At 66.6% G+C, this 19884-nt stretch carries 21 protein-coding genes; 4 read left to right on the top strand and 17 right to left on the bottom strand.

Features of this window, described 5'->3' with window-relative positions; all coding sequences use genetic code 11:
- Nucleotides 1-56: 56 nt before the first annotated feature.
- From ACN6O8_RS09115 to rpsP, 4 genes are all read right to left on the bottom strand, one after another.
- Nucleotides 57-731 carry a helix-turn-helix domain-containing protein gene (locus ACN6O8_RS09115; RefSeq protein ID WP_427990746.1) on the bottom strand — a complete coding sequence of 225 codons (675 nt, stop codon included), beginning with the start codon at nucleotides 729-731 and terminating at the stop codon, nucleotides 57-59.
- A 202-nt stretch (nucleotides 732-933) separates the two neighbouring features.
- A complete protein-coding gene (gene trmD / locus ACN6O8_RS09110; RefSeq protein ID WP_427990745.1) occupies nucleotides 934-1752 on the bottom strand; it encodes a tRNA (guanosine(37)-N1)-methyltransferase TrmD in 819 nt (272 codons plus the stop codon).
- The gene (gene rimM / locus ACN6O8_RS09105; RefSeq protein ID WP_427990744.1) at nucleotides 1752-2369 is read right to left on the bottom strand and encodes a ribosome maturation factor RimM; all 618 of its coding nucleotides are present in this window, start codon (nucleotides 2367-2369) and stop codon (nucleotides 1752-1754) included. The genes trmD and rimM overlap by 1 nt, the downstream gene beginning before the upstream one ends.
- A 67-nt stretch (nucleotides 2370-2436) precedes the next feature.
- A complete protein-coding gene (gene rpsP, locus ACN6O8_RS09100; protein ID WP_006387841.1) occupies nucleotides 2437-2697 on the bottom strand; it encodes a 30S ribosomal protein S16 in 261 nt (86 codons plus the stop codon).
- Between the two features lie 496 nt (nucleotides 2698-3193).
- On the opposite strand from rpsP, the gene ACN6O8_RS09095 reads away from it, so the two are divergent.
- Nucleotides 3194-3775: a hypothetical protein gene (locus ACN6O8_RS09095; protein WP_427990743.1), complete on the top strand. Its 582-nt coding sequence runs from the start codon at nucleotides 3194-3196 to the stop codon at nucleotides 3773-3775.
- 73 nt (nucleotides 3776-3848) lie between these two features.
- Here ACN6O8_RS09095 and ACN6O8_RS09090 read toward each other — a convergent pair whose 3' ends face one another.
- From ACN6O8_RS09090 to panD, 7 genes are all read right to left on the bottom strand, one after another.
- Entirely contained in the window at nucleotides 3849-4112 is a 264-nt protein-coding gene (locus ACN6O8_RS09090; RefSeq protein WP_427990742.1) for a sulfurtransferase TusA family protein, read from the bottom strand.
- A complete protein-coding gene (alaS, locus tag ACN6O8_RS09085) occupies nucleotides 4099-6723 on the bottom strand; it encodes an alanine--tRNA ligase (RefSeq protein ID WP_427990741.1) in 2625 nt (874 codons plus the stop codon). Before alaS ends, ACN6O8_RS09090 begins: the two co-directional genes overlap by 14 nt.
- Nucleotides 6724-6756: 33 nt before the next feature.
- On the bottom strand, nucleotides 6757-7197 hold the full coding sequence (locus ACN6O8_RS09080) for a TrbG/VirB9 family P-type conjugative transfer protein (RefSeq protein ID WP_427990740.1): 441 nt from the start codon (nucleotides 7195-7197) through the stop codon (nucleotides 6757-6759).
- Nucleotides 7198-7418: 221 nt separating this feature from the next.
- Nucleotides 7419-8759 carry an extracellular solute-binding protein gene (locus ACN6O8_RS09075; protein WP_427990739.1) on the bottom strand — a complete coding sequence of 447 codons (1341 nt, stop codon included), beginning with the start codon at nucleotides 8757-8759 and terminating at the stop codon, nucleotides 7419-7421.
- A 4-nt stretch (nucleotides 8760-8763) separates the two neighbouring features.
- Nucleotides 8764-10020 carry a D-amino acid dehydrogenase gene (locus ACN6O8_RS09070; RefSeq protein ID WP_427990738.1) on the bottom strand — a complete coding sequence of 419 codons (1257 nt, stop codon included), beginning with the start codon at nucleotides 10018-10020 and terminating at the stop codon, nucleotides 8764-8766.
- A 192-nt stretch (nucleotides 10021-10212) separates the two neighbouring features.
- Nucleotides 10213-11259, bottom strand: coding sequence for a CDP-6-deoxy-delta-3,4-glucoseen reductase (locus tag ACN6O8_RS09065; protein WP_427990737.1), 1047 nt, complete (start codon nucleotides 11257-11259; stop codon nucleotides 10213-10215).
- 64 nt (nucleotides 11260-11323) lie between these two features.
- The gene (gene panD / locus ACN6O8_RS09060; protein WP_427990736.1) at nucleotides 11324-11692 is read right to left on the bottom strand and encodes an aspartate 1-decarboxylase; all 369 of its coding nucleotides are present in this window, start codon (nucleotides 11690-11692) and stop codon (nucleotides 11324-11326) included.
- A 270-nt stretch (nucleotides 11693-11962) separates the two neighbouring features.
- On the opposite strand from panD, the gene sugE reads away from it, so the two are divergent.
- Nucleotides 11963-12280 (top strand): quaternary ammonium compound efflux SMR transporter SugE, encoded by a 318-nt coding sequence (gene sugE, locus ACN6O8_RS09055; protein WP_427990735.1) that lies wholly within the window; start codon nucleotides 11963-11965, stop codon nucleotides 12278-12280.
- Between the two features lie 20 nt (nucleotides 12281-12300).
- Here the strand turns inward: sugE and ACN6O8_RS09050 are convergent, their stop codons facing one another.
- The 6 genes from ACN6O8_RS09050 to ACN6O8_RS09025 all read right to left on the bottom strand — a co-directional run bounded on the left by ACN6O8_RS09050 (nucleotide 12301) and on the right by ACN6O8_RS09025 (nucleotide 17269).
- Nucleotides 12301-13173 (bottom strand): MOSC domain-containing protein, encoded by an 873-nt coding sequence (locus ACN6O8_RS09050; RefSeq protein WP_427990734.1) that lies wholly within the window; start codon nucleotides 13171-13173, stop codon nucleotides 12301-12303.
- Between the two features lie 211 nt (nucleotides 13174-13384).
- Nucleotides 13385-14314, bottom strand: coding sequence for an ectoine hydroxylase (thpD, locus tag ACN6O8_RS09045; protein WP_427990733.1), 930 nt, complete (start codon nucleotides 14312-14314; stop codon nucleotides 13385-13387).
- Nucleotides 14315-14329: 15 nt separating this feature from the next.
- The gene (locus ACN6O8_RS09040) at nucleotides 14330-14734 is read right to left on the bottom strand and encodes an ectoine synthase (protein ID WP_006387829.1); all 405 of its coding nucleotides are present in this window, start codon (nucleotides 14732-14734) and stop codon (nucleotides 14330-14332) included.
- Nucleotides 14731-16038: a diaminobutyrate--2-oxoglutarate transaminase gene (gene ectB / locus ACN6O8_RS09035; protein WP_427990732.1), complete on the bottom strand. Its 1308-nt coding sequence runs from the start codon at nucleotides 16036-16038 to the stop codon at nucleotides 14731-14733. The genes ACN6O8_RS09040 and ectB overlap by 4 nt, the downstream gene beginning before the upstream one ends.
- Before the next feature lie 122 nt (nucleotides 16039-16160).
- Nucleotides 16161-16724: a diaminobutyrate acetyltransferase gene (gene ectA, locus ACN6O8_RS09030; protein WP_427990731.1), complete on the bottom strand. Its 564-nt coding sequence runs from the start codon at nucleotides 16722-16724 to the stop codon at nucleotides 16161-16163.
- Nucleotides 16721-17269, bottom strand: coding sequence for a MarR family winged helix-turn-helix transcriptional regulator (locus ACN6O8_RS09025; protein ID WP_427990730.1), 549 nt, complete (start codon nucleotides 17267-17269; stop codon nucleotides 16721-16723). Before ACN6O8_RS09025 ends, ectA begins: the two co-directional genes overlap by 4 nt.
- Nucleotides 17270-17521: 252 nt before the next feature.
- On the opposite strand from ACN6O8_RS09025, the gene ACN6O8_RS09020 reads away from it, so the two are divergent.
- Nucleotides 17522-18463 carry a MurR/RpiR family transcriptional regulator gene (locus ACN6O8_RS09020; protein WP_427990729.1) on the top strand — a complete coding sequence of 314 codons (942 nt, stop codon included), beginning with the start codon at nucleotides 17522-17524 and terminating at the stop codon, nucleotides 18461-18463.
- 78 nt (nucleotides 18464-18541) lie between these two features.
- Nucleotides 18542-19882 carry an aspartate aminotransferase family protein gene (locus ACN6O8_RS09015; protein WP_427990728.1) on the top strand — a complete coding sequence of 447 codons (1341 nt, stop codon included), beginning with the start codon at nucleotides 18542-18544 and terminating at the stop codon, nucleotides 19880-19882.
- Nucleotides 19883-19884: the final 2 nt, after the last annotated feature.

The raw sequence follows: 19884 nt of genomic DNA, 5'->3' as shown, positions 1-19884 counted from the left end.
GAGCCCGGAAGGCGGATGATCCCCAGTGTCATCGCGCCGCTTCACTGCCCGCGCGCTCAAGGCGGCGGTTGCGTCCCATCCCCCGCGGCCAGGTTGATATTCGAGATGGCCCAAATGACCTCCGTCACCTGCGCGCCCGGATTGCGCCAGCGGCGTGGCGTGCTGCTGGCATAACAGAAACTGTCGCCTTGCCTGAGCAGCACGACGCGGTCGCCCACCCAGAGCTCGAGCGTGCCCTTGAGCACCACGCCGATCTGCTCGCCCTGCCCGGTCACGAACAGTTCTTGGCCGGTCGAGCCGCCAGGCTCGATGGTGGCGCGGCACAGATCCATGCTGCGGCAGGCCGGCGGCGTGTACATCTCCTTGACGATCCCTTTCTCGCGCAGGTCGATGTAGCGGTGCGTTCCGGCGCGAGCGACTCGGCCGCCATCCTCGCCCTCGGTGTGCTCGGCATTGCGCAGCAGCGTATTGACCGAAACGCCAAACTCGCGCGCCAACTGATGCAAGGTCTTGACCGATGCGGAGCTCAGCCCGCGCTCGATCTGGCTGAGCAGTCCCACCGACATGCCGCAGGCGCGCGCCACATCCGCGAGCGAGCGGCCAAGCTGCTTGCGAAGCTGGCGCAACTGCTGGCCCAGCCACATGTCAACGGCGGACTCCGGGCGGCCCGCCACCAGCGCCGGCTCGGACAGCGGTACGTCGGCAAGCGGAAGGGAGGAAGATCGGCGCATATGAAAATTTCATTTTTATGTAATTTTCAATACTAAGGAGCCTGGCGGTACGCCACAACCTAGGAGCATCCCTAGGCCGATCCCGTCCGCAAGCGCGTGCACAGGGATTGCGCAAACGCGCGGTTGCGCGCAATGGATCGACGCCCGGATCGGCGGGCGCGCCTTGGCGCTCAGACGGGCTTGGCCTCAGACGGGCTTGGCCTCAGACGGGCTTGGGCTTGGCGCCGCGGCGGCGCTTGGCGGGCAGTGGCGGCAAGGGCTCGCCGGCCAGCTCGGCCAGGAAGCGTTCGTCGGACAGCGACAGCCATCCCCGCGCACGAGCGGATTCGATCAGCTCGGGGCGGCGCGCGGCGGTCAGCGCCAGCGAGCGCTCGCGGCGCCAGCGCGAGATATTGGCGTGGTGGCCGCTGAGCAGCGGTGCCGGCACCGGGGCGCCCTCGTACACTTCGGGGCGCGTGTAATGGGGGCTGTCCAGCAGGCCGGAGAGCGTGTCGTTGAAAGAGTCCTGCAGCGCGGAATCGCCGTCGTTCAGCACGCCTGGCAGCAGGCGCACTGCGGCATCGATGACGGCAAGCGCCGCGATTTCACCGCCGGACAAGACAAAGTCGCCCAGGGAGATTTCATGCGTGACGCAGCGCTCGATGAAGCGCTGGTCGACGCCTTCGTAGCGACCGCAGATGAGAATCAGGCCGTCGCTGGCGGCCAGCGCCTCGGCGCCGGCCTGATCGTAGCGCTTGCCCACGGGCGCGAGCAGCGCCACCGGGGCAGGCCCCAGACCTTGGACCGCGCGCGCCGCCTGGGCGGCCTTGACGGCGGCCTCCAGTGGCGCGGCCATCATCACCATGCCGGGACCACCACCATAAGGGCGGTCGTCCACGGTACGGTGAGGATCACTGGTGAAATCACGCGGATTCCACGCATGCAGGGCCCACCGGCCCTGGGCGTGAGCCCGGCCGGTGACACCCAGGTCGCGCACCACCCCGAACATCTCGGGAAAGAGCGTCACGACATCAATGCGCATCAGAGATCCGCGGGCCAGTCGCTGTCGATGCGGCGCGCGGCCAGATCGACGGCGTGAATGTGCGCGCGCACGAACGGAACGAGCATTTCGGCGGGCTTTCCCTTGGCGTTCAGCAGGGTTTCGGGGCCGTCGCCCCCCACCCTCTGGCGCAAGACCTTCAAGACGGCGTGAGCGCCGTTATCCAGGACTTCATCGACCACGCCAAGCAGCGTGGCCTCGCCATCCGCCGTGGTATACAGCGAGCAGCCAATGAGATCGACCCAGTAGTATTCGTCTTCCTCGGGCGCGGGAAAGGATCCGCGCGGCGCCTGCACGGAAAAACCGCGCAGCGCTTCGGCCTGGTCGCGGTCGGCGATGCCGGCCAGCTGGGCCACCACGGTGGCGCCCTGCGAGCGGGCTTGCACGACCTTATATGCGACGGGCGCAGACGCGACAGCGCCCCGCGCCAATTCAGGCACAGGGCGAGTCAACCACCATTGAGAAGCTGAGAGCAGCACTTCGGCATTGGCCGAATGCGGCTGCACCTTGACCCAGCCTTTCACACCGTAGGCCGCACTGATGCGGCCCAGCTCGATCAAGTCCGCAGGCGCCGCGTTTGAAGTTGCGGCATCAGACATGTGTCGGGCTATCGGTTTCGTACAGCGTAGCTAGAAACTAGCAGGGTTCAGGCGTGCGACGCGGGCATCAAGCCGCGGCGGAAACCTTGGCCGAGTAGTCCTTGACCAGACGCTCGACGGCCGGCGACAGCTGGGCGCCGTTGCTGGTCCAGTGCTGCACGCGATCCAGCGCGATGCGCAGGTTTTCCGCGCCTTCGTTGCCGACGGGGTTGTAGAAACCCACGCGCTCGATGAAACGGCCGTCGCGACGGTTACGCGAATCGGTGGCCACCAGGTTGTAGAACGGACGCTTCTTGGACCCACCGCGGGCCAGGCGAATCACCACCATAGGTAATCCCTTGAATTAGTTGTGAAAAACGGGAAATTCTAGCACTTAAACAAGCCGACTGGCAAATGCCCGTGCTGAACATGGGAAGTCGCGGCGCGATTTGTACGCGAAAACACCACACATGCGCCGCATGCGGGTATTCTACAAAATATGGGCCGGAGCCCGCCGCTGCAGACAGAGTGTAGCCCGTCACGGGCCGCTGTGCTGCGCCGGGGCTCACGAAAATCGCCCCGCGGCGGCGTCCCCGCGAGGGCGCGCCCGCCGGGCCAGCGTCCTTCGCCAGCGCGTTTGAAGCATTCAACCGATTGGAGAGATCGGAATGTCATCGTACGCCACCGCCGCAAGCCCGCCTCTTCCGACCACGCCACGACGGCATTGCCCTGCCCCATTTCCCCGCGCATCGCGTGTGCGCAAGCGCCCGCGGCTGCGCCGCCGCTGACTCCACCCGGTTTTCTCCCCGCGTTTCCCAACTTCCTCTACCGGAGGGTGCTCCATCATGAAGAACCTTAAGACTGTCTTCACCCCTGTCGCGCGCCTGGCGGCCACGGGTTTGCTGGCGAGCCTGCTGGCGCTGCCGCTGGCGGCCCAGGCCCGGGTGGTCGGCGCGGCGCTGACCACCGCCACCGGCAAGGTCACCGCCGTCGATCCGGCCAGCCGCACCATCACGCTTCAAGGCAGCAATGGCAATGTGGTCGATATACAGGCTGGGCCGAACGTGCGCAATTTCAAGCAGATCAAGCCGGGCGACACGCTTACGCTGGACTATTACGAGTCGGTCGCCGTCGATGTGCGTCCGGCGGGCTCCGGCGCGCCCGAGGTCGTCACCGAGACCGCCAGCACCCGCAGCGCCAAGGGAGCCAAGCCGGGCGGCGCGATGGGCCGGCAGACCACCATCACCGCCGAAATCTGGCACATCAACAAAAGCGCCAATCTGGTCACGCTGAAAGGGCCGCAAGGCGGACTGCGCACGATCCAGGTGCAGGACCCCGCGCTGCGGGCCAGGCTGGCGCAACTCAAGGAGGGTGACCTGGTGGATTTCACCATCACGCAGGCAGTGGCGGCGGCGATCCACAAGTAAGGTTCCAAGCCACAGACAAAAAGGCCAGCCCGGGGAGGCTGGCCTTTGCTTGCGCGGCGCCGCGATCGCGTGGCTAGCGGCGGCGCAGGAAATGCACGCCGCGGCCTTCGGCCTCGTGCTGCGCGACCAGCACATTGCCGCTCTGGCGGGCGAACGCCTGGAAGTCGCGGACGGCGTTGCGGTCAGTGGTGACGACCCGCAGCACCTGACCGCTTTCCATCTGCGCCAGGGCTTTCTTGGCCCGCAGGATGGGCAGGGGGCAGGTCAGGCCGCTGGCGTCGACATCCTGGTCGAAGGCCGGCACGGCGGACGCGTTTTCCAGGTCAGAGGCGCTCATCGACCCACTTCTGCACGCTGGCGATCGCGGCGGGCAGCGCCGCCAGGTCGGTGCCCCCCCCCATGGCCATGTCCGGACGACCGCCGCCCTTGCCGCCCACCTGGCTGGCAACGAAGCCCACCAGGTCACCGGCCTTGATGCGGTTGGTCAGATCGGCCGTCACGCCGCCGACGACGCTGATCTTGCCATCGGCCGAGCCGGTGGCCAGCAGCACCACGGCGGGCTTGAGACGATCCTTCAGGTTGTCGACCATGCCGCGCAGGGCCTTGGGATCGACGTCGCCGATGCTGGCGGCCAACAGCTTGATGCCCTTGACCTCGATGGCCGCGGAGCTGGCCAGGTCGTTGCCGGCATTGGCGGCCAGTTTGCTGCGCGATTGCTCCAGGTCTTTTTCGAGCTGCTTGACCTGCTCCTGCACCTGCGCGATACGGGCCGGCAGGTCGGCGGGCGTGCTGCGCAGCATGCCGGCCACCTGGGCCAGCAAGGCGCTCTGGTTCTGCACCCAGGCCAGGGCGTTGTCGCCCGTGATGGCCTCGATGCGGCGCACGCCGGCGGCCACACCGCCTTCGGACACGATCTTGAACAGGCCGATATCGCCGGTGCGGCTGACGTGCGTGCCGCCGCACAGTTCGCGCGAGAAACCGATGTCGAGCACGCGCACGGTGTCGCCGTACTTTTCGCCGAACAGCGCCATGGCGCCGCCCTTGACGGCGTCGTCATAGGCCATGACCTGGGCCACGGTGGGCTGGTTGGCGAGGATCTCGGCGTTGACGATGGCCTCGACGCGGGCGATCTGCTCGGCGGTCAGGGGCGCGTCCTGCGCGAAGTCGAAACGGGTCTTGTCGGGGTCGACCAGCGAGCCGCGCTGTTGCACGTGCGCGCCCAGCACCTGGCGCAGGGCCTTGTGCATCAGGTGGGTGGCCGAGTGGTTGCGCACGGTGCGGGCGCGACGCACCGCGTCCACGCGCGCCAGCACGGTGTCGCCCACCGCCAGCTTGCCCTCTTCCAGCGTGCCGTGATGGCCGAACACGCCGGACTGGATCTTCAGGGTATCGCCCACGGCGAAGCGCACGCCGGCCGCTTCGAGCAGGCCGGTATCGCCGACCTGGCCGCCGGATTCAGCGTAGAACGGGGTGGCGTCCAGCACCACCACGGCGCTCTGGCCGGCCTGGATCTGCTGCACCTGGGTGCCGTCGACGTACAGGGCCGTGACCTTGACGTTGTCGAGTTCGAGCTTTTCGTAGCCTTCGAAACGCGTTTCGGCGCCTTCGTAGCTCAGGCCTTCGGCCATCTTGAACTTGCCGGCGGCACGGGCCTGATCGCGCTGGCGCTCCATGGCGACCTCGAAGCCGGCCATGTCGACATCGACCTCGCGTTCGCGGCAGATGTCGGCGGTCAGGTCCACCGGGAAGCCGTAGGTGTCGTACAGCGTGAACAGCGTGGTGCCGTCCAGTTGGCCGCCCTTGGGCACATTGGCCAGCGCGCCGTCGAGGATGCGCATGCCGTGCTCCAGCGTTTCGCCGAAGCGTTCCTCTTCCTGCTTGAGCACCTGCGCCACGCGCTCGGCGGTGGCGGCAAGCTCGGGATAGGCTTCGCCCATCTCGGCGACCAGATCGGGCACCAGGCGGTGGAAGAACGGCTTGGTCTGGCCCAGCTTGTAGCCATGGCGCAGCGCGCGGCGGACGATGCGGCGCAGCACGTAGCCGCGGCCTTCGTTGCTGGGAATGACGCCGTCGACGATCAGGAACGAGCAGGCGCGGATGTGGTCGGCGATGACCTTGAGCGAATTGTTTGCCAGGTCCTTGACGCCGGTTTCGCGCGCGGCGGCGGCGATCAGGTGCTGGAACAGGTCGATTTCGTAGTTGGAATGGACGTGCTGCAGCACGGCCGCGATGCGCTCCAGGCCCATGCCGGTATCGACACAGGGACGCGGCAGACGCGTCATGTTGCCGGCGGCGTCACGCTCGAACTGCATGAACACCAGGTTCCAGATCTCGATGTAGCGGTCGCCGTCTTCCTCGGGCGATCCCGGAGGGCCGCCCCAGATTTCGGGGCCGTGGTCGTAGAAGATTTCCGAGCACGGGCCGCACGGGCCGGTGTCGGCCATCTGCCAGAAATTGTCCGACGCGTAGCGGGCGCCCTTGTTGTCGCCGATGCGGATGATGCGCTCGGTCGGCACGCCGACTTCCTTGGCCCAGATGTCATAGGCCTCGTCGTCTTCCTGGTAGACCGTGACCCAGAGCTTCTCGGCGGGCAGCTTGTAGACCTGGGTCAGCAGTTCCCAGGCGTACTGGATGGCGTCGCGCTTGAAGTAGTCGCCAAAGCTGAAATTGCCCAGCATTTCGAAGAACGTGTGATGGCGGGCGGTGTAGCCCACGTTCTCCAGGTCGTTGTGCTTGCCGCCGGCGCGCACGCTGCGCTGCGACGACGTGGCACGCGTGTACGACCGCGATTCCTTGCCCGTGAAGACGTCCTTGAACTGGACCATGCCCGAATTGGTGAAAAGCAGGGTCGGATCGTTGCCCGGCACGAGCGACGACGAAGGAACGATGGTGTGTCCCTTGGACTTGAAGAATTGCAGGAACTGCTGGCGAATCTCGGAGGATTTCATCGTGGATGAAGCAGGATTTAGGCGAATCGTTGATTATAGAGGGTTGTCGGCGGCTTGCACCTTGGGGGCCACCCCATCCGTGCCGTCCGGGCCCGCCCCGCCCGCTGGCGGTGCCGGGCGGGCCCGGGCCAGCAACCTGCCGCCGCGAAATACCAGCGCCTGCCAACGGCCCGCCACCACGACGTACGGGTCGCGGCGCGCATAGGGCAGAACGCGCTCGCCGTCCGCCGCCACGCCCAGGATGGCGGGCAACGGCTGCCCGGGCGCGAATTGCAGCCAGGTCTCGCGACCGTCGTCGAACACCTGCATCGGCGCCACGGCGGGATCGCCGGACAGCCGCCAGTCGAAGCGAAACCCGGGGACGCCGGCGGCGGCGGCCCGCCAGCCCGGCCCGGCCGCCGAGGCGCCGCCGGACGGCCAGGCGCAGCCGGCCAAGCCAGACAGCGCGCCGATGAAAAAGAGGATACGAACCATGCCCAGCCCCCTGAAACGGCGGCCCCGGGAACGGGCCGCATCATGCCCGGCATGGTGAACCCATGCTGGCCGTGGCGGCAGACCGGCATGTACGCATGGATCGAAATGCCCCGCCCTCGGCAGCCGCGGGCAACGCGGGAGCAAGAAAAAAGCCCGGTTCGGAAACCGGGCTTGCGGACGGCGGCCAGGCGCGGCGCAAGGGCGCCGGCCGGCGAATGCCCTTAACGCTGGGTGGCGATGCTGCGCGCCTGGCTGGCGGCGTTGTTCAAGGCCGACACCGGCGGCGTCTTGCCTTCGAGCGCATCGTTGAGCTGCTGGTTGAACACCGGTTCGATGCGGTCGTAGTTGGCCATGCGGAAACCGCGGCTGTTGGCGGCCGGCCGGTTGCTCATGGAAGCCACCACTGCCTGGGCCCCGGGGATGCTCTTGTAGAACGACACATCCGAGGCGCGGAACGCGGCTTCGGTCAACGGCAGATAACCGGTGCGCTGGTGCCATTCGGCGGCGATGACGGGCTTGGACAGCCACGCCAGGAACTGCGCCGTGGCCTTTTCCTCGTCCTTCGGACGACCTTCCAGCGCCCACAACGCCGAACCGCTGACGAACGGCTGGCCGCCGTTCTGGGTGACCTGATCGTAATAAGGCAGCGGCGCCACGCCGAATGCCAGCGACTTGGTGTTCAGGAACTGGCCGAACGAGCCCGAGTTGCCGGTCAACACGGCGCATTCGCCCTTGGCGAACAGCTTGTCGGCGCTGTTGTCGGCGGTGTGCGCCATGAACAGCAGCGAACGCTTCCAGCTGACCATCAGCGAGATGTGGCGCATATAGAGCGTGTCGAACTGCATCGCCGGCGCGGCGCTCTTCTTGGTGACCGCGTCCAGGCCGTTGTTGTTGCTGGTGTACTGCTGGTTGTTCACCGGCGCCAGGTTTTCCAGGTGAACCGAGACCTGGTCGCTGGACGCGTAAGGACAGTCGAGGTCGGCCACGTCGCGCAGCTTGAGCAGTTCGCCCTGCAGCGCGGTCCAGGTGCGGGCCGGCTTGTTGGGGTCGAGGCCGGCCTTCTTGTAAGCGGCGGTGTTGTAGAACATCACCGGCACTTCGGCCATCCAGGGGAAGGCCAGCAGGCGGCCCTTGCCATCGCGCACGAAGCTGCTGGTGGCCGGCACGAACCAGTTCAGGTCCTTGATCGGGTACTTGGCCAGCAGGTCGTACAGCGGCAGGATGGCCTTGTGCTCGGCCACCACTTCAGGCGAGTGATTGTCGTTCAATTGCACCAGGTTGGGGGCCTTCTTGGCCTTGACCGCGGCAGTGGCTTCCTGCTGCAACTGCGCCTGCGAGGAGAAGGCGCGCAGGGTCACTTTGACCTGATCCTGTTCCTTGTTGTACTGCTTGGCCAGCTTTTCGAATTCGGCCTTGTTGGCGTCCGGCAGCGTGTGCCAGATCTGGATCTCGACGGGTGCCGCGTGCACCGCGCCCGCGACCGCCATGGCGGCGCCAAACACCCATGTCCGCCGGCTGGCGAACATCGCGCGGGCAATGCCCGCCAATTGCAATTTCTTCATAGGTTCATAGACCAAGAAAAGGGAATTCCGGTTCTGGACGACGTCCGCTCAGCAGATCGGCCAGTGCCCGGCCCGAGCCAACGCCCATCGTCCAGCCGAGAGTACCGTGTCCGGTATTGATATACAAATTCGGAATGTGACTGCGGCCGATGATGGGCACGTTCGAGGGGGTGGACGGGCGCAGGCCCGACCAGTAACTGACGCGCTCGAAATCGAGCGCGTCGGGAAAGAGTTCGCGGGCCAGCCGTGTCATGGCTTCGCAGCGGCCGGTGTTCAAGCCCCGCGAATAGCCGGACAGCTCGGCGGTGCCGGCCATGCGCAGGCGCTCGCCCAGACGCGAGAACACCACCTTGTGACTGCTGTCGGTCAGGCTGACCGTGGGCGCGGCATCGGGCTTGAGAACCGGGAAGGTGGCCGAATAGCCCTTGGCCGGATAGACGTTGCAGGGGATGCCGAGCGGGCGCAGCAGCGACGGGCTGAAGCTGCCCATCGCCACCACGTAGGCGTCGGCGGCGAGCATGCCGTAGCGGCCGTCGGGTTCGATCAGTTCGACACCCTGCACTGCGCCGCCCTGGGTGATCAGTCGCGTGACGCGGGTACTGTAGCGGAATTCGACGCCAGCGCGGGCGCAACGCTCGGCCAGGGCCACGCTGAACAGGTGGACGTCGCCGCTTTCATCCTCGGGGGTGTAGTCGCCGCCGACGATGGTGTTGCGATGCGGCGCCAGGGCCGGTTCGATGGCGACCACCTCGTCGGCCGACACCACGCGGCGCTCGACGCCGAAATCGCGCATCAGGCCGGCGGCGCGTTGTGAATTCTCGAACTCGTGCGGATCGCGGTAGAAATTCAGGATGCCGCGTTCGAGGTGGTCGTATTCGATGCCGAGTTCGGCGCGCATGGCGCGCAGCGTGGCGCGGCTGTACTCGGCCATGCGCACCATCGCACGGATGTTCGGCGCCAGGCGGCCGGGCAGGCATTCGCGCAGGAACGCCAGGCCCCACATCCATTGGCGCCAGTCCAGTTGCGGGCGGAACAGCAGCGGCGCGTCGTCCTGGAACATCCACTTGAGCAGCTTCAGGGGCGCCTGCGGATTGGCCCAGGGCTCGGCGTAGGAGACCGAGATCTGCGCGCCGTTGGCGAGGCTGGTCTCCTGGGCGGGTCCGGTGCAGCGGTCGATGACCACGACGTCGTGGCCCGCCTGGCTCAGCCACCAGGCGCTGGAGATTCCGATGATGCCGCTACCCAATACCGCTACTTTCATGCCCGCATTGCTCCCTGCGTACCCGCTGGGCCCACGAACACAATGTCCGCCTCCCGCGGCAAGCCGCTGCCAGATGACACCGCAGTTTACCCCGGCGCCCCGCCCTCGCCTACGCCTGCCGTCATCAAAAAAAGGGGAGGAACCCGCCAATGCCGGATTCCTCCCCTTCGCCAGGCGGGCGCCTGATATCGATCAAGTCGCGGCCTTCGCCAGATCGGCTTCGGACGTGAACGCGTCCGCGTAGAACTCTTCGGGCGGCAGGCCGCACTGGGCGCTGAACTCACGCCGCGCGGCATCGACCATCGGCGGCGCGCCGCAGGCGTAGACCTGGTAGCCGGACATGTCGGCGATGTCATGCATCACCGCTTCGTGGACGAAACCGTCGCGGCCGCTCCAGCCATCTTCCTCGAGCGCGTTGGAGACCACCGGCACATAACGGAAGTCCGGCAAGTCGCGGGCCCACGACTGCGCCAGCGCGTCCATGTACAGGTCGCGCGGACGGCGGCCGCCCCAGTACAGCGACACCGGACGGCGGATGTTCTTGTGGATCATGTGCTCGACGATGGCCTTGACCGGCGCGAAGCCCGTACCGCTGGCCAGCAGGATGATCGGCTTGTCGCTGTCTTCGCGCAGGAAGAACGAGCCGAACGGCCCTTCCAGGCGCAGGATCTCGCGCTCTTTCATCTGCGTGTCGCCGGCGCCGAACACGTGGTCGGTGAACACGCCGCCCGGCAGGTGGCGGATGTGCAGTTCCAGCGGGCTGCCGGTGTGCGGCGCGCCGGCCATGGAGTAGCTGCGGCGGCGGCCGTCCTTGAGGATGATCTCGATGTACTGGCCGGCGTAGTAGCGGAACTGCTCCGAGGCCGGCAGTTGCAGCTTGAGCACGGTCACGTCCGGCGCCGCCTTTTCCATCGTCTGCACGCGCGAGGGCAGCTTGCGGATCTGGATGTCGCTGGCCAGGCGCACTTCGGTGGATTCGACCACCATGTCGGACGCGGGCCGGGCCTGACAGAACAGGGTGTAGCCGTCGGCCAGTTCCTCGGGCGAGAGGATCTGCGCGGGATACTGGCCGGCGTCGAACTCCCCGGACACCACTTTGCCCTTGCAGGTGGAGCAGGCGCCGTTGCGGCAGCTGTAAGGCAGTACGATGCCCGCGGCCAGGGCGCCGTCGAGCACGGTCTGGCCGGGCTCGACCGGGAATTGATGCTTGCTGGGTTGGATGATGACCTGGAAGCTCATGATGAAACGTATCAGGGGGATCAGGGTTGACGGCGCGCCCCATGACGCGCCGCCCGGCCCGGCCTCAGGCCGGGAATTTGCGGATTTCCTTGACGCGGTTGGCGTCGTCCACCAGCACGACCTGCGGCTTGTGGGTGGCGGATTGCTCGTCGGACATCGGCCCGTAGGTGCAGATGATCATCAGGTCGCCGACCTGGGCGCGACGCGCGGCCGCGCCATTGAGCGAGATGATGCCGCTGCCGCGGGCGGCCTTGATGATGTAGGTATCGAAGCGTTCGCCGTTGTTGATGTTGTAGAGCTCGATGCGTTCGAACTCGCGCATGCCGGCGGCGTCCAGCAGGTCTTCGTCGATGCCGCAAGAGCCTTCGTAGTGAAGGTCGGCTTCGGTGACCGTGACGCGGTGCAGCTTTGCCCGCAGCATGATGCGTTGCATGGTGAAAATATCCTGGTTTCGCGTGCCGGAACGCGAAGTGATGCGATAAATGCGAAAACACCCGCGGCTGGCGCGCAGTCGCGGGCATGCACCCGAACGGCAACCGGTTTTGCCCTCGGAAGCCAGTATTCTATAATTTTTGCCGCGACGGGACGGCCCGTCGCTGCGCCCGCCGCCACATGGCGGCATTTGCCATCGGCAACCACGGCATTGGCCATTGCCATGGGCGCATCAATCCGGGGACGACCCCTTTTCCTGTCAGGAGTCGTCATGACCTGGATCATTCTGGTATTGGCCGGCCTGTTCGAAATCGTCTGGGCCGTCGGCCTCAAATACACCCATGGGTTCACCCGCCTGGCGCCATCGCTCGTCACGGTCGGCGGCATGCTCGTCAGCTTCTGGCTGCTGGCGCTGGCGATGAAGAGCCTGCCGCTGGGCACCGCTTATGCGGTATGGGTCGGCATCGGCACCGTCGGCGCCTTCGTGGCCGGCATCATCCTGTTCGGCGAATCCACCAGTTGGCTGCGCATCGCCAGCGTGGCGCTGATCGTGCTGGGCCTGGTGGGCCTGAAGTTGTCGTCGGCCTGATCGCGCAAGCGCGCGGCGGGCTAGAAATCGAGCTCGATCTCGACCGCGTCACCCACTTTGAGGCGCGCGCCGGCCGGGGCGTCGACAATCGCGTTCTGGCCGAACACCACCCCGATCTCCAGATTGCGGTAGCCCGCCAGCGTGCGGCCCGGCTCATCGTGCTGCACGGCGGTGCGCTGGTCGATGTCGGGAATCGAGCAGCGCGTGCACGGCTTGACGAACGCCATGCTGACCGCGCCCGTGGTGATCATGGCGGTATGGTCTTCCTCGAACGCCTGCCATTCCCCCTGCACCACGATGTTGGGCCGGAAGCGGTCCATCGGCACCGGCGCCACGCCCTTGGCCCGCAGGCGGGCGTTCAGGTCGTCCAGCGAGGCCTGGTTCGCCACCAACAGCGGGAAGCCATCGGCAAAACCGAAATAATGATCCCCATCGAAAGGGGGAGCCAGGTCGGGATGATCCGCAATCCATTTGTCCACCCATTCCGGCTTGGCCGGCCGCGCCGCGCCCGTGTCGACCTTGTACAACCGGCAAGGCGTCTTGAGGAAATCCGAGCACCACTGCGCCGCGGCCTCGCTTTCGCGCCGCGCCGCCAGGGTGTCCTTCCACACGCCGACCGTCTCGACGCCGGACTGCAACGCCGAGCCGTCCAGCGGCACGTCCAGGTCGGGCATGCCGGGCGCCGACAGGCGCAGGGTATCGGCCGTGAGCGCCGTGCGGATCAGGGCCATGGCGGCCCATTGCCGCTGCGTCATGAACTGGCCGCCGGCCCCCACCAGCATCCAGCGGCGGTCGTGGGCCAGTCCGGCGCGATCCACCGGCGATTCGGCCAGGTCGATGCCGGCACAGGATTTGACGGGGTAGATATGCAGGCTGAGGATACGGGCAGACATGGCGGCGGCTTCCGGCGGTGCGAGGAGCGCAGAGCATAGCGGAAGGACGAAAAAAAACCCAGGCCGGAGCCTGGGTGGCAGCGCATGCAAGCGATGCGGGCGTTCGCTTGTCCGCAGCAAGCGCGCGCGGGACGCGGCATGGGGCGCCGCGCGCGCGGTCGGCAGCCGACCAGCACCGGCGCGCATGCATCGCCGGCAAACGCGGGCAGCGCTAGCTGCTGCCGACCAGCTTGAGCGTGTCCAGCGGCGTCACCGCCTTGAACGCCTTGCGCGTGGCGATGTGCTCCGGACGCGGCGTCAGACCGTACTTGGGCGGCTCCAGCGTGTTTTCCATGCTGTTGTAGACCATGAACACGTTGGCGCGCGGCCACGGCGAGATGTTGCTGTTCGAGCCGTGCATGGTGTTGCAGTCGAAGAACACCACCGAGCCGGCCTTGGCCGTCATGGTGCGGATGCCACCTTGCTCGACCAGCAGTTGCAGGCTGACCGGATCCGGCACGCCGTATTCCTGCTTCTTGAGCGACTGCTTGTAGTGCTCATTGGGCGTTTCGCCGACGCACGAGATGAACTGCCGGTGCGAGCCCGGCACCAGCATCAAGGGGCCGTTGCAGTCGTTGTTCTCGGTCAGCAGCACCGAGCAGCTCAGCGCGCGCATCGACGGCATGCCGTCTTCCACGTGCCAGGTTTCGAAATCCGAGTGCCAGTAGAACTCCTTGCCTTTGAAGCCGGGCTTCATGTTGGCGCGGGACTGGTGGATGTAAACCTCGGACCCGAGGATCTGGCGCGCCACGTTGACCAGGCGCGGATCGCGCACCAGGCGCGCCAGCACGGGGTTCAGCACGTGCACCATGAAAATGGAGCGCACCGCATTGCTGGCGGGCTCGGTGATCGATTCCTCGCGGCGGACGATCGACGGGTCGCGCGTCATGCGCTCGACCTCGGCCGACAGCGCCCGCACCTCGGCTTCGGAGAACAGGTCCTCCAGGAGCAGGAAGCCGTCGCGTTCATAGCTGCCAAGCTGGTCGGCGCTCAGGGCGTCGGCATATTTGCCGTCGCCATAGACCACCGGATCCTGGCGGGAAATGATGGCGGAACTGCGATCCGTACGGGAGGCGTACGGATCCTGCGCAGGTGAGATCATGCGAACCTCCTTGTATCAGGCCGCTTGGGCTTCGGCTTCAGGCAGGGCGTAGACGCCCTCTTTGTCATGCACTTCCTGGCCGGTCAGCGGCGGGTTGAAGACGCAGATGACGCGCAGCGGCTCCTTGCCGCCGCACAGCCAATGCTCGTCATGCTCGTTCAAGGCATAGACCACGCCGGGGCCCAGTTCGTACTTCTTGCCGTCGGCAATCGTCTCGATGGAGCCGTCGCCCTCGATGCACCACACCGCCTCCAGGTGGTTCTTGTAATGGATGTGCGTCCGGCCGCCGGGGAAGATGGTGGTCTCGTGGAAGGAGAAGCCCATGCCGTCCTTCTTGAGCAGCACGCGGCGGCTGACCCAGGTGTCGGTGCGGACTTCGTCGGCGGTGCCGATCACATCTTTGACATTGCGTACGATCATTGACGTTTTCCTCCAAATTTCAGGATGCGGGCGGACTGCCCTTCTTCACCCAGCGCGTCGGCCACGCTGGCCTCGATCACTTCCAGGCCCTTGGACAGCAGCTCTTCCTCGATGGTCAGGGCCGGCAGCAGCTTGAGCACTTCATCATGCGCGCCCGAGGTCTCGATGACCACGCCGCGCTTGAAGGCGTGGGCGGCGATGCGATTGGCCAGGGCCGGGGTGGCGTTGCTCACCAGGCCCTGGATCAGGCCGCGGCCGCGCACCGACAGACCGGCGTTGGGATAGCTGTGCACCAGGTTTTCCAGCCAGTCGCGCACCAGGCGCTCCTTGCGCTGGATCTCGGCGGTGAAAGCGGTGTTGGCCCAGTAGGTTTCCAGCGCCTGGGTGGCGGTGACGAACGCCAGGTTGTTGCCGCGGAACGTGCCGCTGTGGGCGCCGGGCTTCCAGACGTCGAGCTCGGGCTTCATCAGCACCAGCGACATCGGCAGGCCGAAGCCGGACAGCGACTTGGACAGCGTGATGATGTCGGGGCGGATGCCGGCGGCCTCGAAGCTGAAGAAGGTGCCGGTGCGGCCGCAGCCGACCTGAATGTCGTCCACGATCAGCAGCATGTCGTGGCGCTTGCAGAGCTTGTCCAGTTCCTTGAGCCAGCGCAGCGTGGCGACGTTGACGCCGCCCTCGCCCTGCACCGTCTCGACGATGACGGCGGCGGGCTTGTCCATGCCGCTGCTGGGATCTTCCAGCATGCGCTCCAGATAGGCCATGGTGTCCACGTCCGGGCCGAAGTAGCCGTCATAGGGCATGAAGGTGGTGTTGGCCAGCGGATAGCCGGAGGCGTCGCGGAACTTCATGTTGGCGGTCACCGCCAGCGAGCCGCCGCTGACGCCGTGAAAACCGTGCGTGAAGGAAATCACATTGGGACGCCCCTTCACCTGGCGCGCGATCTTGAGCGCCGCCTCGACCGCGTTGGTGCCGGTGGGGCCGGTGAATTGCAGGGTGTATTGCCAGTTGCGCGGCTTGAGCAGCACGCGGTCGACCGTCTCGAGAAAGCGCTTCTTGGCGCTGGTGGCCATGTCCAGGCCATGCACCACGCCATCGGCCTGTACGTACTCGAGCAGTTTTTCCTTGAGGATCGGATTGTTGTGGCCATAATTCAGCGTGCCCGCGCCGCTGAAGAAGTCGATGTACTCGCCACCGTTCTCGTCCACCAGCGTCGAGCCCCTGGCCTGACTGAAGATCACGGGAAACGACCGGATATAGCCCCGTACTTCCGACTCCATCCGGTCAAAGATTTTCAAGTCCATGTGATTAATCCTCCCTTTCATCTCATAAGTTGACAGACAGCAAGACACCTTCCGCATGCGCGCCAGGCGCATCCGGATGCGTCAGAACCATCCCGGTTTTCGACAGGAACCGCGTTGCCGCGCTAAGGCGCGGGCAGGGTGAACGGGCCTATCCTCAACAACATCTCGTCGTCATGGTCCGCGCCGCCGAACAGTTGCCGGTCGAAGAACGGCTGCTCGCAGACGTGGGCGCCCAGCTCCGCGGCCAGGCCGGCGAAAGTGCGGCGCGAAGCCTGGTTGTCAGGCGCCACCGTGGTTTCAAGATGACGAACATGCGCGAGCCCCTCGCGTTGCAAGAGCGCCCGGAGCATGGCGCGGCCTAACCGTTGGCCGCGTGCGCGGGTGTGCACGGCGACCTGCCAGACGAACAACACGTCGGGCCTGTCGGCAAGCACGTAAGCGGAGATAAATCCATCGATGCGTCCGCCGGCGCTTTCGGCCAGGACGCAGGTGCCGCGGTTGTGCTCGCACAGGAGCAGGTACGCGTACAGGGAATTGAGGTCGAGTGGCGGGCACTCGGAAATGAGCTGGTGGATCGCGGCGCCGTCCTTGCGGCGGGGCTCACGCAACAGATGCGTTTTGCTGCCCGCCGCCGGCGCCACGGCACTTGAGTTCGTAGGGGTGTCGTGAAGTTCGTTGGCTCTCATACAACCAGTCCCGATTCGGGAGGCGCGCCACCGGTGGGCACCTCGAGGATGGGCGACGGCACGTCGCCCGGGGGTTCCGTCGCCACCCCGCCCTCTTCTTCCATGAGCGCAACAATGCGCTCGAGCGACAGGGTGATGGTGGCCTGCTCCAGCTCCGGCAACGCATTGAGTGCGTCGGCCAGGTGCTTTTGCAGCGGCGACGGCGCTTGCTGCGCGAGCTCGCGGCCGGCATCGGTAGCGGTCACGAAGACGATGCGGCGGTCTTCGCGGCCGCGCTCGCGGCGGATCAGGCCCTTGTCTTCCAGGCGGTCGAGAATGCCCACGACCGTGCTGGGACTGACATGGATCTCGCGGCTGATCGCCGTGGCCGTCAGCGGCCCGTTCGCGATGACCGTGCGCAGGCACATCAGCTGCGGCGCGGTGATGTGGCTTACCGCGGACAACTGGCGCGAATGCAACGCGATGGATCGCGTGATCCGGCGCAATGCCCGCAGGATGCGCAGGTCATATTGCTGCGCGGGTTCGGTTACGGTCTGTTTATTCATGACTGAATTAGTTCAGCTAAATTGATTTCTGTACGAATGATATGAGTGAGCTATCCCCATGTCAAACCGGATTGCCCCCCATTTTGTAATCATTTCCGCGCATTCCGCTGTCAAGTTGCCGAGGGCGTCCCGGGGGACGGCGGCCGTTACGATTTGCCGGAATCGTTCTACATCTCGCAAATAAAACATCTGTTTTTCTTTTCATCCAGTTGGTTGTAGCATTTGTTTTATCGCTGCTTCCTTCCCCCCTCCATGATCGCGCCACTGCAAGCCCGTCTGCGCCGCCTCAGCGCCACGCTGCCCGCCGAACTGCAGCGCGCCGCTCATTGGGTGCTGGCCAATCCGGCCGAAGTGGGCCTGTGGTCGATGCGGCGGCAGGCGCAGGCAGTGGGCGTTTCCCCCGCCACCATGCTGCGCCTGGCGCGCGCGGCCGGGCATGACAGCTACGAAACCTTCCGCGCGCCATTCCAGCGCGCGCTGGCCGGCGCTGCCGATGACGGCCTGCGCGAACGCGCGGCGCGCCTGCAGGCCTCGCACGCCCAACAGGCCGGCGGCCCGGCGCAGGATGCGCTGACACAATGGCAGACGGCGGCCCTGGGCTCGGTATGGCAAGCCAACGACGCGGCCGCGTTCGACGCCGCCGTCGATACCCTGTTGCGGGCGCGCCAGGTCGCCTTCCTCGGAACGCGCTCGGCCTTCGGCATCGCCTTCCAGATGCGCTATGCCTACCACCTGCTGCGCCGCAACGGCATCCTGATCGATGGCTTGGGCGGCGCGGCGGGCGAAGACGCCGACAGCCTGCAAGCCGGCGACGCCCTGGTGGTGGTCTCGCAGGCCCCCTATCCCACCACGACGGTGCGCCTGGCCCGCCAGATCGCCGCGCGCGGCGTCACGGTGCTGGCGCTGACCGACAGCGACGCCAGTCCGTTGGCGCGAATCGCCAGCCATGTGCTGCGCTTCGCCCGCCCCGCCGACTCCGTACCGGATGAAAAAGAGGCGCGGGATCCCGCTTCGTTCTTCCACAGCACCGCGGGCCTGCTGGGCCTGGCCGAGCATGTGATCGCGCGGCTCGCGGCCCGTGGCGGCGACGAGGTGCTGCAACGCCTGGACGAGATCGAGGCGCGCCTGCGGGCCGATGGCGCCTACTGGCACGAGCCGCCGCGCGGGCGCGGCACGGCGCCGCGTCCGGCATGACCGGACCGCGCACGATTTCCAGGCCCTTACCCCCCCATCCCCCCCTTTATCGCCTTGCCAGCTCCGGAGTTCCCCGCCATGCCCCCCACCCGAGTCCTTCATCGTTCCTTGCGCAGCACGCCCCCGGTCGCGGTTCGCGGCCAGGGCGCCTGGCTGTATGACCAGGCGGGCCGCGCCTACCTGGACGGTTCGGGCGGCGCGGCGGTCTCCTGCCTGGGGCACAACCATCCCGAGGTGCAGGCCGCGATGCACGCGCAGATCGACGCGCTGGCGTACGCCCACACCAGTTTCTTCACCACCGAGGTCGCCGAGCAACTGGCCGCGACGCTGGTGGCCGACGCGCCGGCCGGCACCTCGCACGCCTACTTCGTCTCGGGCGGCTCGGAGGCGATCGAGGCCGCGCTGAAGATGGCGCGGCAGTACTACGTCGAGATCGGCCAGCCGCAACGCCGCCACATCGTGGCGCGGCGCCAGAGCTATCACGGCAACACGCTGGGCGCGCTGGCGGTGGGCGGCAACGCCTGGCGCCGCGCCCAGTTCGCCCCGCTGCTGATCGACGTGGCCCACGTCTCGCCGTGCTATGCCTATCGCGACCAGCATGCTGGCGAAACCGATGAGCAATACGCCGAAAGACTGGCGCAGGAACTGGAGCAGACCTTCCAGCGCCTCGGTCCCGAAAGCGTGATGGCCTTTGTCGCCGAGCCGGTGGTGGGGGCGACCTCGGGCGCCGTAACCGCGGTGCCGGGCTATTTCCGCCGCATCCGCGAAGTATGTGACCGCCATGGCGTACTGCTGATCGCCGACGAGGTGATGTGCGGCATGGGCCGCACCGGCACGCTCTATGCCGTCGAACAGGAAGGCATCACGCCCGACCTGATCACCATCGCCAAGGGCCTGGGCGGCGGCTACCAGCCGATCGGCGCGGTCATGGCGCAGCAACGCATCGTGCAGGCGATGCAGCAGGGCAGCGGCTTCTTCCAGCATGGCCACACCTACCTGGGCCACGCCACCGCATGCGCCGCCTCGCTGGCGGTGCAGCAGGTGATCAAGCGCGACAACCTGCTGGCGCGCGTGCGCGCCCAGGGCGAGGGGCTGCGCCAGCGTCTGCAGCAGGCGCTGGGCGCGCACCCGCACGTCGGCGACATCCGCGGCCGCGGCCTGTTCATGGGCGTGGAGCTGGTGAACGACCGCGCCAGCAAGGCGACCTTCGACCCGGCGCTGTCGCTGCACGCGCGTATCAGACGCGAAGCCATGGCACGCGGCCTGATGGTCTATCCGATGGGCGGCACCATCGACGGCCGCCAGGGCGACCACGTGCTGCTGGCCCCGCCCTTCATCATCACGGACGATGAGCTGGATCAACTGACCGAACGCCTGGCCGGCGCCATCGATGCCGCCATCGCCAGCAGCGGCCGCTGAAC

Origin of the sequence: Achromobacter sp., assembly GCF_050285565.1 — a bacterium.
Taxonomy (GTDB): Bacteria; Pseudomonadota; Gammaproteobacteria; order Burkholderiales; family Burkholderiaceae_B; genus Achromobacter.
Note: the sequence above shows the minus strand (reverse complement) of the source record. Positions and strands in the feature narration are given on the sequence as shown.